Origin of the sequence: Shewanella eurypsychrophilus, from assembly GCF_007004545.3 — a bacterium.
Lineage (GTDB): Bacteria > Pseudomonadota > Gammaproteobacteria > Enterobacterales > Shewanellaceae > Shewanella > Shewanella eurypsychrophilus.
This window is the reverse complement of sequence record NZ_CP045503.2, coordinates 2380892-2394757: the sequence shown is the minus strand read 5'-3', so window position 1 is coordinate 2394757 and position 13866 is coordinate 2380892. Positions and strand designations below refer to the sequence as shown.

General features: G+C 43.6%; 16 protein-coding genes. 2 read left to right on the top strand and 14 right to left on the bottom strand.

Annotated elements, in window-relative coordinates; translation table 11 throughout:
• Nucleotides 1-314: 314 nt before the first annotated feature.
• The 3 genes from FM038_RS10145 to FM038_RS10135 all read right to left on the bottom strand — a co-directional run bounded on the left by FM038_RS10145 (nucleotide 315) and on the right by FM038_RS10135 (nucleotide 2459).
• Nucleotides 315-521 (bottom strand): cold-shock protein, encoded by a 207-nt coding sequence (locus FM038_RS10145; RefSeq protein ID WP_005501438.1) that lies wholly within the window; start codon nucleotides 519-521, stop codon nucleotides 315-317.
• A 298-nt stretch (nucleotides 522-819) separates the two neighbouring features.
• Nucleotides 820-1623, bottom strand: coding sequence for a 23S rRNA (guanine(745)-N(1))-methyltransferase (gene rlmA / locus FM038_RS10140; protein ID WP_142870786.1), 804 nt, complete (start codon nucleotides 1621-1623; stop codon nucleotides 820-822).
• Nucleotides 1624-1652: 29 nt separating this feature from the next.
• Nucleotides 1653-2459, bottom strand: coding sequence for a hypothetical protein (locus tag FM038_RS10135; protein ID WP_142870787.1), 807 nt, complete (start codon nucleotides 2457-2459; stop codon nucleotides 1653-1655).
• 286 nt (nucleotides 2460-2745) lie between these two features.
• On the opposite strand from FM038_RS10135, the gene sbcB reads away from it, so the two are divergent.
• Nucleotides 2746-4158 (top strand): exodeoxyribonuclease I, encoded by a 1413-nt coding sequence (sbcB, locus tag FM038_RS10130; RefSeq protein WP_142870788.1) that lies wholly within the window; start codon nucleotides 2746-2748, stop codon nucleotides 4156-4158.
• Nucleotides 4159-4255: 97 nt separating this feature from the next.
• Nucleotides 4256-5146 (top strand): cytidine deaminase, encoded by an 891-nt coding sequence (gene cdd, locus FM038_RS10125; protein ID WP_142870789.1) that lies wholly within the window; start codon nucleotides 4256-4258, stop codon nucleotides 5144-5146.
• A gap of 83 nt (nucleotides 5147-5229) precedes the next feature.
• Here the strand turns inward: cdd and FM038_RS10120 are convergent, their stop codons facing one another.
• The 11 genes from FM038_RS10120 to yceD all read right to left on the bottom strand — a co-directional run bounded on the left by FM038_RS10120 (nucleotide 5230) and on the right by yceD (nucleotide 13740).
• Entirely contained in the window at nucleotides 5230-6105 is an 876-nt protein-coding gene (locus FM038_RS10120) for an NAD(P)-dependent oxidoreductase (protein ID WP_195873243.1), read from the bottom strand.
• Nucleotides 6106-6180: 75 nt separating this feature from the next.
• Entirely contained in the window at nucleotides 6181-6660 is a 480-nt protein-coding gene (locus FM038_RS10115) for an acyl-CoA thioesterase (protein WP_142870790.1), read from the bottom strand.
• 105 nt (nucleotides 6661-6765) lie between these two features.
• Nucleotides 6766-7134, bottom strand: coding sequence for a hypothetical protein (locus FM038_RS10110; protein ID WP_142870791.1), 369 nt, complete (start codon nucleotides 7132-7134; stop codon nucleotides 6766-6768).
• A 213-nt stretch (nucleotides 7135-7347) separates the two neighbouring features.
• Nucleotides 7348-8586 carry a beta-ketoacyl-ACP synthase II gene (fabF, locus tag FM038_RS10105; RefSeq protein WP_142870792.1) on the bottom strand — a complete coding sequence of 413 codons (1239 nt, stop codon included), beginning with the start codon at nucleotides 8584-8586 and terminating at the stop codon, nucleotides 7348-7350.
• 169 nt (nucleotides 8587-8755) lie between these two features.
• A complete protein-coding gene (acpP, locus tag FM038_RS10100; RefSeq protein ID WP_012324673.1) occupies nucleotides 8756-8989 on the bottom strand; it encodes an acyl carrier protein in 234 nt (77 codons plus the stop codon).
• Nucleotides 8990-9257: 268 nt separating this feature from the next.
• Nucleotides 9258-10004: a 3-oxoacyl-ACP reductase FabG gene (gene fabG, locus FM038_RS10095; RefSeq protein ID WP_142870793.1), complete on the bottom strand. Its 747-nt coding sequence runs from the start codon at nucleotides 10002-10004 to the stop codon at nucleotides 9258-9260.
• Nucleotides 10005-10013: 9 nt separating this feature from the next.
• Nucleotides 10014-10940 carry an ACP S-malonyltransferase gene (gene fabD / locus FM038_RS10090; RefSeq protein ID WP_142870794.1) on the bottom strand — a complete coding sequence of 309 codons (927 nt, stop codon included), beginning with the start codon at nucleotides 10938-10940 and terminating at the stop codon, nucleotides 10014-10016.
• Between the two features lie 74 nt (nucleotides 10941-11014).
• Nucleotides 11015-11974 (bottom strand): beta-ketoacyl-ACP synthase III, encoded by a 960-nt coding sequence (locus FM038_RS10085; RefSeq protein ID WP_142870795.1) that lies wholly within the window; start codon nucleotides 11972-11974, stop codon nucleotides 11015-11017.
• A gap of 10 nt (nucleotides 11975-11984) precedes the next feature.
• Nucleotides 11985-13013, bottom strand: coding sequence for a phosphate acyltransferase PlsX (gene plsX / locus FM038_RS10080; RefSeq protein ID WP_142870796.1), 1029 nt, complete (start codon nucleotides 13011-13013; stop codon nucleotides 11985-11987).
• Between the two features lie 14 nt (nucleotides 13014-13027).
• Nucleotides 13028-13198, bottom strand: a complete 171-nt coding sequence (rpmF, locus tag FM038_RS10075; protein ID WP_142870797.1) for a 50S ribosomal protein L32 — start codon at nucleotides 13196-13198, stop codon at nucleotides 13028-13030.
• Nucleotides 13199-13215: 17 nt separating this feature from the next.
• Nucleotides 13216-13740, bottom strand: coding sequence for a 23S rRNA accumulation protein YceD (yceD, locus tag FM038_RS10070; RefSeq protein WP_142870798.1), 525 nt, complete (start codon nucleotides 13738-13740; stop codon nucleotides 13216-13218).
• Nucleotides 13741-13866 lie beyond the last annotated feature (126 nt).

Genomic DNA, 13866 nt, shown 5'->3' with positions numbered 1-13866 from the left:
ACCACTTACTTATACCAATTGGTATTAGATGACAATTGGTATTAGATGACAAAGGCGCCTTCGAGGCGTCTTTTCTTCGTCCGTATATTAGTGAGAAAGTGGACTCATAGCGTTTCACGCAGCACACAGACAACTAGATAAACTCGTTGAGCCAACAGCCTTAGGAAGCAGGAAGCAGGAAGCAGGAAGCAGGAAGCAGGATAAATGATATCATCATCTAAAAATAATGATTTTTAAACAAAAAAAGAGCCGCGATAAATCGCAGCTCTTACTAATTCTTTTGGATTAGCGTAATGCTAATCGAAAGTCTAAACCTAAACGATAGTTACGTTTTCAGCTTGTGGACCTTTCTGACCTTGAGTCACAGTGAATTGAACTTTCTGACCTTCGTCAAGAGTTTTGAAACCGTCTGATTGAATCGCACGGAAGTGAACGAAGACGTCTGGACCAGACTCTTGCTCGATAAATCCAAAACCTTTGTCAGAGTTGAACCACTTAACAACGCCAGTAACTTGAGACATGATATAAATCCTGTAACTAAAATAAATTAAAGCCAAAACGGCAGTAGAGCTGGAATATGCCGGTATTACTTATGTTAACAGGACGAACGAATCGAATTGATACATAGAAATAAGCCCAACCTTCAAGCTGCATCCACTATAAATCATTCTCAGACTATGTCAACAAACAAAAACAATATCTCAGCCTAAATTCGCTTTATTTTCTGTTGCTTGTTTTAACTTCAATAAAATAAAAATGGTGTAAAAACACTAAAAACAACCATTTGATTGTTTTTTAACCGACATTTATTAATGAAAATCAAATCGCTTTAAAAACTTCTATTTTAAAATCGAGCTCACATTTCAAACCATTACTGATTAACAGGGCTTTCTGTTCCGCCGTTAGCTTCCAACTATAAGGTGTCATATTAAGAAAATGGCTGATATCAACTTCATTGCTTAACACCAAGTTAGACTCTAGGTTCTCTCTATGTATTAACTTGAAACCCTCAATATGGCTGCTTTCGACAATGTGGTGTTTTGGTTGTTCGTAAATAAGTTCTTTTAATGCAAAATGGTGGTTTTTACCTGCTGAAGCAGTAATTAAGATACCGTCATGTTTAATAACACGCCTTAACTCCTCATCCAAAGACGGTGCGTATATGCGAAGCAAAAAATCGAACTGCTCATCAGTGAATGGCATTTCAAAGGCACTCGCGACACAAAAACTCATCTGTTTATATCGTTTCGAGGCATATTTTAACGCAGACTTGGAGATATCGAGCCCTTGCAAAGACATCTCTGGCATAGCATCGAACAGCCGATGAGAGTAATAACCTTCCCCACAGCCTATATCTAGGCCTTGTTTTGCATCTGGGCAATGTAGCTGCGCAAGTTCAATAACCCGATCACTCAGCAGTTGATAATGGCCTTTATTCAGAAACTCTCTTCTGGCAAACATCATCTCTTTATTGTCACCAGGGTCTTTAGAACGCTTCTTTTGCACTGGGAGTAGATTGACATAACCCTCTTTTGCACAATCAAACCTATGATTATCTGAACAGCTCCATGTTGTGTCATCCAGGCTCAAAGGCTTTTTACATAAAGGGCAGGTGTAATTCATGTTTTATCCAAAAAATAAAATAGTAAAGGTTACTCTTCATCGCAGATAAGTTGCTCTATCATATCATTCACGGCGGGAGTCGAAAGCAGACGATAATACTCTAATTTTCGCATCTGAACATCATTAGACTCAGCGTGATTAGAGGCATTTTGCCAATTGTGTCGTTCAACTGATTGATTGAAAGTTCGAGATAACCATTGTTTCTTTTGTAATAGTTGTGCGTCAAGCTTAAGTACTTCAATACTGAACTCTGGGTTTCGCATCACTAGCTCACTGCATGCAAAACGAGAAAGATCACTCCTTATACTCTCTACCTCAGACAGTTCAAGTAATATTTGCTCTGTATCAGGCTCTTTTAATGCTTCACGTGACATGATTGCCCGCGCATGCATCAGCTCCTTTGGTTCATGAAACAGCCTTACATCTTCTTCAAGCGGGATCAGATGCCAGTTAGACACTTGGCCCATTGAAAATTGCGCATATTCATCAAACTCTATATCAATGTTCAGACCAGCCCTTAATTGTTGGCTACATAAACTTGGTGAGATGCCTAGGCCCGAAAATAAACGCCAACCTTGTCCACATCCTCTCTTAAGAGACCTGACGTTAGTGCTGAGCTTTTGCTCCAGAGGGAGTACTTCCAATGACAAAAATGGATGTAAACGGTATAGCACGGATAATTTGCTATTAACCTCTACCGTAATAAACTCACCAATATGAGCACTGAGAGCTTGTAGCAAGCCAATATCACTAATCGTATCTTTTAATCTAAATTGAAATCTCGACGGACCATTTACTGTAATGATTTCTGGCTGTGTTAGCAGGGGTTCAAACATCTTAACTACCTCTTAGTATAAAGTGATTGTACCTCGCATCTATATTCATCACCATACGGCTAAGCAACTAAAAATAAAGAATATACACATACTTAAATAAGAATATAGACACCCGCTAATCACACAAAACACAGTAAGCAGCTAAATATGTTGCTAGACACCTATTTTAAGCCATTATTCTCACTTAATAACAAACTGATAAGCTCTATAGCGCAGAGGAGCTAACGACAAGGGATATAATAGAATGCTATGATTATTGACAACTATTTTCAGAAATTGATCTCCTATGTCCCACAGTTCAAATACCACCATCTTCTGGCACGATTATGAAACCTTTGGCGCCAACCCAGCTAAAGATAGAGCCTCACAATTTGCCGGGATCAGAACCGATATGGAGCTCAATATTATTTCTGAGCCTGTGACCTTTTATTGCAAAGTAGCCAGTGATTACCTCCCCTCTCCTGAAGCCATTTTAATCACAGGGATCACGCCACAACTTGCTAATCTAAAAGGAATACCAGAAGCCGAATTTATGGCTAAGGTACATGAACAATTTAGCCAGGCAAACACCTGTGTTGCTGGATACAATTCTATTCGTTTTGACGATGAAGTTACCCGCTATGGCTTTTATCGTAACTTCTTCGATCCCTATGCACGTGAATGGCAACAGGGAAATTCACGCTGGGACATTATCGATCTGGTTAGAGCATGTTACGCCTTTAGACCTGAAGGCATTGAATGGCCATTAAAAGAAGATGGTACGCCTAGTTTTAAGTTAGAGCATCTCACCAAAGCGAATGGCTTGAGCCATGAAAAGGCCCATGATGCGATGTCTGATGTTTATGCCACCATTGATATGGCAAAGCTCATCAAACAGAAACAGCCAAAACTATTCGACTATTATTTTCAGCTAAGGCGAAAGCAGGAAGTGAGTAAACAGCTCGATGTCCTTAACATGCTGCCCTTGGTTCATGTAAGCTCTAAAATCAGTGCTGAACATGGCTGTACTACCCTTATCGCTCCCGTGGCTCATCACTCCAGCAATAAAAATGCCATTATTTGTGTCAATCTTGCCATGGACATCTCTCCTCTCATCGAATTGGATGCAGAACAGATAAGACAGCGCATGTATACCCGCAGGGACGATCTTGCTGCCGATGAACTGCCTATCAGCGTGAAACAGATACATATCAATAAATGTCCCTTCGTAACGTCACCCAAAATTCTCACTGACGAACTTGCCCTGCGGCTTAATATTGATAAAGCCTTCGCCAGAGAACAATACAAATTACTGAAACAGCACCCGGAGCTTAGGGAGAAATTGGTTGCCGTCTTCGATGTAGAATATGATAGCGAAAGCCAAGATCCAGATTTCCAGCTATACAGCGGCGGCTTCTTCAGCTCGGCAGACAAAGAAAAGATGGAGATAATACGCCATACTTTGCCCCGGAATTTAGCCGCATTAGAACTCGATTTTGATGATGCAAGATTAAAAGAGATGCTATTTAGGTACCGTGGTCGAAACTACCCTGAGACCTTAGATGAATCAGAGTCAAACAAGTGGAGAGACTTTTGTCAGTCCAGACTCAATGACCCAGAATACATGCTGCGGTTAGAAAACCTCGTTAATGATACTGAGGCGGATGAAGAGAAGCAGAAGTTACTTACAGCCTTATGTCATTATCTTAGCAATTTGTAGCTACCACTAAGAGTAAGTGTGACCTCGATCTCATTATAAATGAAACACACTTACTAAAATGATTTTCAATAATTTAACAAAAATCAGGATATGGCACATGCAAGATAGATTTATAAACAGTATTTCTCAGCTGCCAGCAAAACTCTCAGACGCGCTAATTCCACTATTACACGCTGATTTTGCGGGTCATATTGATGCACAACAATTAGCAATGCTAGTACAAGAGAGTGGCTTAGCTGAGGATAAATTATTATTATCCTTACTCCCCATAGCAGCAACGCTTGCTAGGCCGCCTATCAGTGATTTTTATGTGGGTGCCATCGCTAAGGGAAAAAGTGGCGATATCTATATGGGAGGAAATATGGAGCTTCAGGGTGAAGCCCTGTTTCACTCTGTTCATGCTGAGCAGAGTGCAATTAGCCACGCCTGGCTCAGTGGAGAGACTCAGATCGTCGATATCGTAGTAAATTTTTCTCCCTGCGGCCATTGCCGTCAATTTATGAACGAATTAGTCGAAGGTTCAAAGGTTAATATTCATCTTCCAGAGCAAAAGACTCAGCCGTTAACGCATTACTTACCCTATGCTTTTGGCCCTAGCGACCTTAATGTCACTGCCCCACTGCTATCCAAGCAAACCCATGAGCTAAGTTTAGATAGTTCAGATCCCATGATCATCGAAGCCTTAGACCATGCAAGCCTAAGCTATGCCCCCTACACCAGTAGTTTCGCAGCAGTGGTGCTAGAAACTGCTGACAGCGCCACGTATTGTGGACGTTATGCCGAAAATGCGGCATTTAATCCCTCTATGTTACCCATGCAGATGGCACTATCGACCATGGCTCGCCACAACAGACTCTTTAGTGAAATAACTCGGGCTGTTTTGATAGAGTCCGCCCAAGGCAAGATATCCCTAGTCGGTGCAACGATGGATGCGCTACACGCCGTCGCAGCAGTAGAACTCGAACATATCGTATTAGACCCAGAATAAACCTATCAATACTCCAATAAAAAAGGACTGATATTTCAGTCCTTTTTTATGTCGGTACCTTTTTAAACCGATACGAGAGTGAATTATTTACGATTTCTTTCCAGCTTAGCCAGCAGGCTCGAGGTATCCCATCTACTGCCACCAATTGCCTGAACTTCTGAATAAAACTGATCCACCAGTGCTGTCAAAGGTAAATGAGAGCCATTTTTTCTCGCTTCATTCAGGGCAATATTGAGATCTTTTCTCATCCAATCGACAGCAAAGCCAAGATTGTATTCTCCTTGCCACATGGTTTGATAACGGTTTTCCATCTGCCAAGATTGTGCAGCCCCCTTGCTGATCACCTCAATGACTTTTTCACCGTCGAGTCCGGCACTGCGAGCAAAGTGCAGTCCTTCAGCTAGGCCTTGTACCACACCTGCGATACATATTTGATTAACCATTTTAGTCAACTGACCGGCCCCGATTTCACCTAATCGCTCTACACAACGAGAATATGCGTTAATGATAGGCACAGCCCGGGAGAAATCAGCTTCACCCCCACCCGCCATCACAGTCAACACGCCATTTTCTGCACCAGCCTGTCCACCAGAAACTGGCGCATCGAGAAAGCCTATGCCTGCTTTGGCTGCAATGGCGCCTATCTCTCTGGCAATATCGGCGGATGCAGTTGTATGATCGACCAAGATTGTGCCAGCGTTCATGCCCTGTAGAGCCCCATCTTCACCTAAGGTGACTTGTCTGAGATCGTCATCATTGCCAACACAGATAAACACCATATCTTGTCCCTGAGCGGCAAGTTTAGGGGTAAGCAGACACTTACCACCAAATTCAGCGACCCAATTTCGAGCTTTCTGTTCAGTACGATTGTAAACGGTAACCTCATGACCAGACTTAACCAAATGTCCCGCCATGGGATAGCCCATCACCCCTAATCCGATAAATGCTAGTTTCGCCATCTCACTTCCTAATGATTATTTTAAAGACAGGTATAAAAAAGGCACCCAAAAAGGTGCCTGTTTTAATCATATATTCTATGTCGTCACATGCGCTTCCATCTCAGCGCCGATTTTCTTGCGCATCTCCATCAAACGAATTGCAGAGTCTCGTAGCTTGATATCATACTCGCTCTCAGGCACCCATTCAGGGACTTCAGTCGGATTCCCCGTATCATCCACGGCCACCATGATCACGATACAGTGTGTGGTCAAGTGTCGCTCGGGATTCTTAGGATCTCCCGCTTTAACGTCTATGCCTAAGTGCATGGATGAGCGACCTGTGTAGATCACTTTTGCGCTGGTTTCTACAATATTGCCCACCTGGATCGGTTTCACGAAGCGAATACCGCCCGCGTAGGCCGTGATACAATATTTACCACTCCAACCTGCAGCACAAGCGTAAGCTGCCAGATCGATCCATTTCATTACGGCCCCGCCATGGACTTTACCACCAAAGTTTACATCTGCAGGCTCTGCAAGAAACCTTAAGGTTATCTCTCTCTCTTTACCAGCCATAGCTTTCTCAAATCAATTTTCTTTAAAATAAGTGTACGTCAAAAATCCTGATCAAAGTACCTGTAAAATCGATGATTTGAGTTTAAATCAAACAAAATAAAGCATTTACCCCAGTTTAGTCACTAATAGACAAGCTCCGAGAATAAACGGAATGGCTAGTCGATAGGTCCAAAGCTGAACACCAGGGCTAAGCAATCGCGAACCTTTGAGCCATGAGTGTAAAGCAAAACCTGCGAGGAACAGCCCCAACACCTCGACACCCGCAAGCGTATCGGTATCCCCACCGGTAAAAATAGCCGTCACTAATAAGGCAAACCAAACGACAGTAAAGCCAGCGGCAGCTAAGGTAAATGTTTTCACGCCAATATCCAGATCCGGTAAGAATGACTTATTTTCGCCACGAATAAGTTCACTAAGATTAGCGGTTAGTGCGCCAACAAGTGGCATTAGAGGGACGACGGCAAGATTTAACATGGTATTTCCTACAAACAATTTACAGGAAACAATTATCTGCTCAATGGGCTTAGCTTCCAAGTGATGTTTGCTTGAATGAACTAAGCTTAATCCTGCGGAAATTTAAGCTTCATCTCGACTCTTCTTATCGATATTTGGACAAAATAAAAAAGCGCCAATAGGCGCTTTTGAATAATGTTATCCATCTTATAAAGATCAATTTATGTGACAGAGTTAGCTTTTCTTGAACAGCAGAGAACCGTTGGTTCCGCCGAAGCCAAATGAATTACATAATGCATACTCAAACTTCTGATCCCGCGCCGTGTGAGGCACAAAATCGAGATCGCACCCTTCGTCTGGATTATCTAAGTTCAATGTCGGCGGCACAACTTGGTCTCTAAGGGCCAAAAGAGTGATGATAGCTTCAACTGAACCCGCAGCGCCAAGCAAATGACCGGTCATTGACTTAGTCGAGCTGACAGTGAGATCGTAAGCATGAGCACCAAAAGCAGCCTTAACTGCTGCAGCTTCAGCTATATCCCCTGTAGGTGTCGAAGTACCATGTGCATTAATATAGCCAACAAGCTCTTTTGCTATCTTTGCATCATTAATGGCGTTAACCATGGCAGCCGCAGCGCCAGCACCGTCTGCTGGCGGTGATGTCATATGAAATGCATCTCCACTCATACCAAAGCCTACTAGCTCACCATAAATGGTGGCACCACGAGCCTTAGCATGCTCATACTCTTCCATGACCATGACACCAGCTCCATCACCAATAACGAAGCCATCTCTATCTTTATCCCAAGGACGACTCGCCGCCTGAGGATCATCGTTGCGTGTCGACAACGCCTTAGCAGAAGCAAAGCCACCCACCCCTAAAGGACAAGTCACATCTTCGGCGCCGCCAGCGACCATGATATCAGCATCACCATAGGCGATGGTACGAGCCGCAAAACCTATGTTATGCACACCGGTAGTACAAGCTGTGGTCACGGCAAAGTTTGGCCCTTTCAAGCCATACTTAATCGATAAGTGACCCGAAATCATGTTGATGATGGTACTAGGAACAAAGAAAGGAGAAATTTTACGCGGACCGCCTTTAGTTAAAGCAGCGTGGCCCTGTTCGATGAGTCTCAGCCCACCCATGCCGGCGCCAATGGCTGTGCCGATGCGTGCCGGATCGAGTTTATTCATATCGATGCCCGCATCTTCTACGGCTTGAATCCCCGCCGCCATACCGTACTGGATAAACAGATCCATCTTACGCGCATCTTTTCTTGTCAGATAAAGCTCCACATCAAAATCTTTGACTGAACCACTGAAACGAGTGGTAAACTCACTCGCATCAAATTTAGTGATTGGGGCTATTCCGCTTTGACCAGAAACTAACGCTTTCCAGGTTGAATCTACGGTATTGCCTACAGGACTGACTAAACCAAGACCGGTTACGACTACACGACGTTTAGACACGTTGTCACCTTTTTACTGAGTTAAATAGGAGTGAAGCATGGATACATGCATCTTATTTTAGTTCTGAACTGTTAGAAAATGAAAGTAGTAGTGATGGGAACACGCGATTTCCAATAGCCAGAAACAAAAACAGGCAGCATAAATGCTGCCTGTTTTCTAGAATTCAGGATTACTGATTCTTTGAAACGTAATCAACTGCTGCTTGAACAGTAGTGATCTTTTCAGCTTCTTCATCAGGGATCTCGGTGTCAAACTCTTCTTCTAGAGCCATAACCAACTCAACCGTGTCCAGAGAATCTGCACCCAAGTCGTCAACGAAAGATGCAGCAGACTTAACGTCCTCTTCTTTAACACCTAGTTGCTCAATAATGATTTTCTTTACACGTTCTTCGATGTTGCTCATTAGTTTTCTTTCCTATTCAAATTACGCACTTGCGCAAGATTGCGAGTAGTTTATTCAATTTGGCTAACAATGCAAGCTTAACTTTTGTGGTCTAACCACGAAAGTATGCATATCTTGATGCCGATCATCAATAGATAGCTGCTAAAAACACCACTTACCTCAAAAAAATTATAATCACCCTAAGCCAAATCAGCTTTGGCCAATAGAGTTTCGGTGATCCCTATTCAGTGATGTAACAATGTCACATGTTCGAATAAGGCTATAACACCTACGCCATGTACATGCCACCATTCACGTGGATAGTCTCACCTGTGATATAGGCCGCTGAATCAGATGCCAAAAATAGTACAGTATTCGCTATCTCTTGAGCCTGACCCAATCGCTCCATTGGCACCTGCGACATGATAGCTTGTTGCTGTTCTTCAGTAAGTCCATCGGTCATATCAGTCTGGATAAATCCAGGAGCAATAGCATTCACTGTTATTTGACGAGATGCAACCTCCTTTGCAAGAGATTTTGTAAATCCAAGTAAACCCGCTTTAGCCGCGCAATAGTTTGTCTGACCGGGATTGCCCATAGAACCTACAACTGAACCTATATTAATGATGCGTCCATGACGTTTTTTCATCATAGGGCGCATAACCGCTTTTGACGTTCTGAAGATCGACGTTAGGTTAGTATCTATGATATCGCTCCATTCATCTTCCTTCATGCGCATTAATAAGTTATCTCGAGTAATACCGGCATTATTGACCAGAATACTGACATCACCCACTTTTTCTTTAATGGTTGAGAATAATTCAGCAACAGAGTCTGCGTCTGTAACATTAAGGACTAACCCGAAACCATTATCCCCTAAATATTCCTGGATAGCCGCAGCACCTCGTTCGCTGGTCGCAGTACCAACAACCGTCGCACCAGCTGAAACAAGTGTTTCAGCGACTGCACGTCCAATACCACGACTCGCACCGGTAACCAGTGCCACTTTTCCGGTTAAATCTATTGTTACGCTCATTACAATCTCCTATTCGGTCAATGCGGCAAGAGATGCCACATCGTTGACCACTTTCGCAGTTAGCGAACGGTCGATACGTTTCGCTAGACCGGTTAATACTTTGCCGGGGCCCATCTCAAACAAACTGGTGATCCCTTGCTCCGAGATGGCCTTGACCGTCTCAGACCAGAGCACGGGACAATAGAGTTGACGTACCAAGGCATCCTTAATATCAGCAGCAGACTCAGGGCTTGCTACATCCACATTATTGATGACGGTTATTTGCGGTGTTTTAAACTCAACACTTTCAAGAGCGAGTGCTAGTTTTTCTGCAGCCGGACGCATCAACTCACAATGGGACGGTACACTAACAGGCAGTGCGACCGCCATCTTAGCCCCCGCCTCCTTACATAATACAGCGGCGCGTTCAACCGCAGCTTTGCTACCAGCGATAACCACCTGGCCCGGACTATTATAATTGACCGGACTAACGACTTCGCCTTGGGCTGCATCTTCACACGCCTTAGCGATAGCATCATTATCCAAGCCGATAATTGCAAACATGGCACCGGTACCAGCAGGCACCGCTTGCTGCATTAATTGACCACGCAGCTCGACGAGTTTGACCGCATCGGTAAACTCCATCACGCCCGCACAAACCAAAGCTGAATATTCACCTAAGCTGTGACCCGCCATAATTTTAGGCAGAGTCTTACCACTGGCTTTGAAAGCACGCCAAATAGCCACACTTGCAGTTAATAGTGCAGGCTGTGTCTTATCAGTTTCATTGAGCGTTTCAACAGGGCCTTGTTGCACAAGTTCCCACAGATCATAACCTAATACATCACTTGCCTGAGAAAAGGTTTGCGCTATGATATCGTGCTCGGCAGCAAGTTCGGCCAACATGCCAATGGCTTGAGAGCCTTGGCCAGGAAAAATGAAAGCTGAGTTTTCCATAATATTTACCTATGACAATTCATAAAATAATCTTGATGTTTAAAACAGGCTTTACTCGCCTGTTTTAAACCAAATTAAAAGCGGACCAGTGCACTGCCCCAGGCAAAGCCAGCGCCAAAGGCTTCGAGCAAAATAAGCTGTCCACGCTGAATGCGGCCATCACGAACGGCTTCATCCATAGCAATAGGCACCGAGGCTGCTGAAGTATTACCATGCTTGGCTAAGGTCAATACCACTTTATCTAAACTCATATTGAGCTTCTTTGCTGTGGCCTTGATGATCCTGAAGTTTGCTTGATGGGGAACCAACCAGTCGATTTCAGACTTATCAATCTGATTAATCCTTAAGGTTTCTGTCACCACATGGGCAAGCTTAGTCACGGCGACCTTGAATACATCATTGCCTTTCATGGTCATGTAACCCATGGCTTCAGAAGATTCACCCGCACGAGGCGGGAAAGAGCATTTAAGTAGATCGCCTTGACGGCCATCGGCATAGATATGGGTAGAGATGATACCTGGTTCATTCGAAGCACCAATCACTGCCGCACCTGCCCCATCACCAAATAAGATGATGGTACTGCGATCATCAGGCTGACACAGACGTGATAGCACGTCTGCACCAATGACTAAGACTTTTTTGGCTGCACCCGTTTTTACATATTGATCAGCAATTGAAAGTGCGTAAACGAATCCTGAGCATGCAGCCGCTATATCAAATGCCGGAATAGTATGTACTCCCAGCATGGCTTGTATTTCGCATGCCGCAGCAGGAAAAGCGTTACTCGCGCTCGTCGTACCACAGACTATCATGTCGAGATCTGTTGCCTCTATTCCAGCCATCTCAAGGGCTTTGAGTGCAGCTAGATAGCCCATGGTCGACACTGTTTCATCAGACGCAGCTATTCGGCGTTCTGAAATACCTGTACGTTCAACAATCCACTGATCAGTGGTTTCAACCATCTGTTCCAGATCGGAATTGCTACGCACCTGTTCTGGTAGATAGCTACCAGTTCCAAGAATTTTTGTATGCATAAAGGAAATATCAGTTATTAATGTCTAAAAGAATCGACTCAAGACGTTCTTCAATCATCTTAGGGAGCCGACGTTGTGCCTCTGTCACTGCTAGATTAATCGCTTGTAAATATGCGGACTCATCAGCACTTCCATGACTTTTCACAACAATTCCGCGTAATCCTATCAAACTTGCCCCATTGTAGTGGTCGGGGTTCATCTGATTTAGTACAGAATGTATGCGAGGGGCGATTAATTTGGCCATTAATCGAACAAAAAATCCTTTCTTCAGTCCTTTCTCTAACTGGTGCACTAATAATCGAGCAATACCTTCAGAGGTTTTTAAGGTGATATTTCCGACAAAACCGTCACAAACGATAACATCAACCTCGCCCGAAAATAGATCATTACCTTCTATAAAGCCAACATAATTGAGTTGAGGACTTTGGTGTAGTAACCGGCCAGCTTGCTGTACCTGATCATTACCTTTTATCTCTTCAATACCGACATTAAGAAGTGCCACCTTAGGTGACGGGTTCTTATCTACCGCTTCACAAAGCACCGAGCCCATAACGGCAAATTGAAATAAAGTCTCAGAACAACAAGAAACATTAGCGCCAAGATCGAGTAAATACACAGGCGTATTATTAATAGCAGGTAGGCAGCTTACTAGCGCTGGGCGATCGATACCAGGTAGAGTCTTTAACAAGACTTTTGACATTGCCATTAATGCGCCAGTATTACCTGCACTTAAGCAAGCCTGCGCTTTTCCATCTCTAACCAGCTCAATGGCTAATCTCATGGAACTTTGTTTACGATTTCTTAGGGCATAAACAGGTCGATCGGACATGCTGACGACTTCCATCGTATGCAAAATTTCGATTCTGTTTCTTACACTGGGTGCGACTTGAGAAAGGTGAGGCAATATTTCAGCTTCATTACCAACAAGGATAACGTCAAGAAAAGGGGATAAACGCAGTGCCTGCAGGGTTGCAGGCACTGTGATGTGGGGACCATGGTCGCCCCCCATCGCATCTAACGCGAGCGTCAGATTAGTCATTTAGTTAACAACAATTACTTGTTGATAACCTTCTGACCACGGTAAAAACCATCTGCAGTCACGTTATGACGTAGATGTAATTCACCACTCGTTGCGTCTATTGATAATTGAGGAGTGCTCAATGAATCATGTGAACGGCGCATTCCGCGCTTTGAACGAGATTTTTTATTCTTTTGTACAGCCATTTGACCTGTCTCCTAGGTTACTTGCTCTTCAGTTTTTCTAACACTGCAAACGGATTTGGACGCTCCTCTTGAGAAGGTTCAATCTCGCCTACTACTATATCTTGATCTCCTTTACCGCAACTTTCGTTAGCATGCATAGGAATTAAAGGCATAGCGACTATCAATTCATCTTCAATCAATTGATGCAGACGAACCTCGCCTATTTCATTACACTCAATAGGGTCATACGCATCCGGGAGCTCATCGATTTCAGCTTCGTTGCCACAAGGACTGAAACTGAAGTCGACCGTAACCTCAGTGGTAAATAGCGTCATGCAGCGTTGACAATTCAGAGTGAGCTCCGTCACAGCCTTCCCGTTGAGGTAGACTATCCCCTGTATATCTTCACCACATTCTAACGACACTGTCACATCGGAACAGTCGCCGGCACTTAACTCATTCAACCGTTTTAATTGCTTACCCGGGATCAGGCCTTCATAAGAAAGCTGACTCGAGGCCGCACGTATTGGATCGATTGAAACCGGTATCTTTACTGTTTGCATAAGGCGCGCATAATATAGTTTGAAATCCTCAGAGTCAAAGAAAATTTTCCATCTTAATAAAGAAGGAAAAATCATTTACTCACTTTAACTCTAAAAACAAAAATTGATGGATTATAAATTTTACCC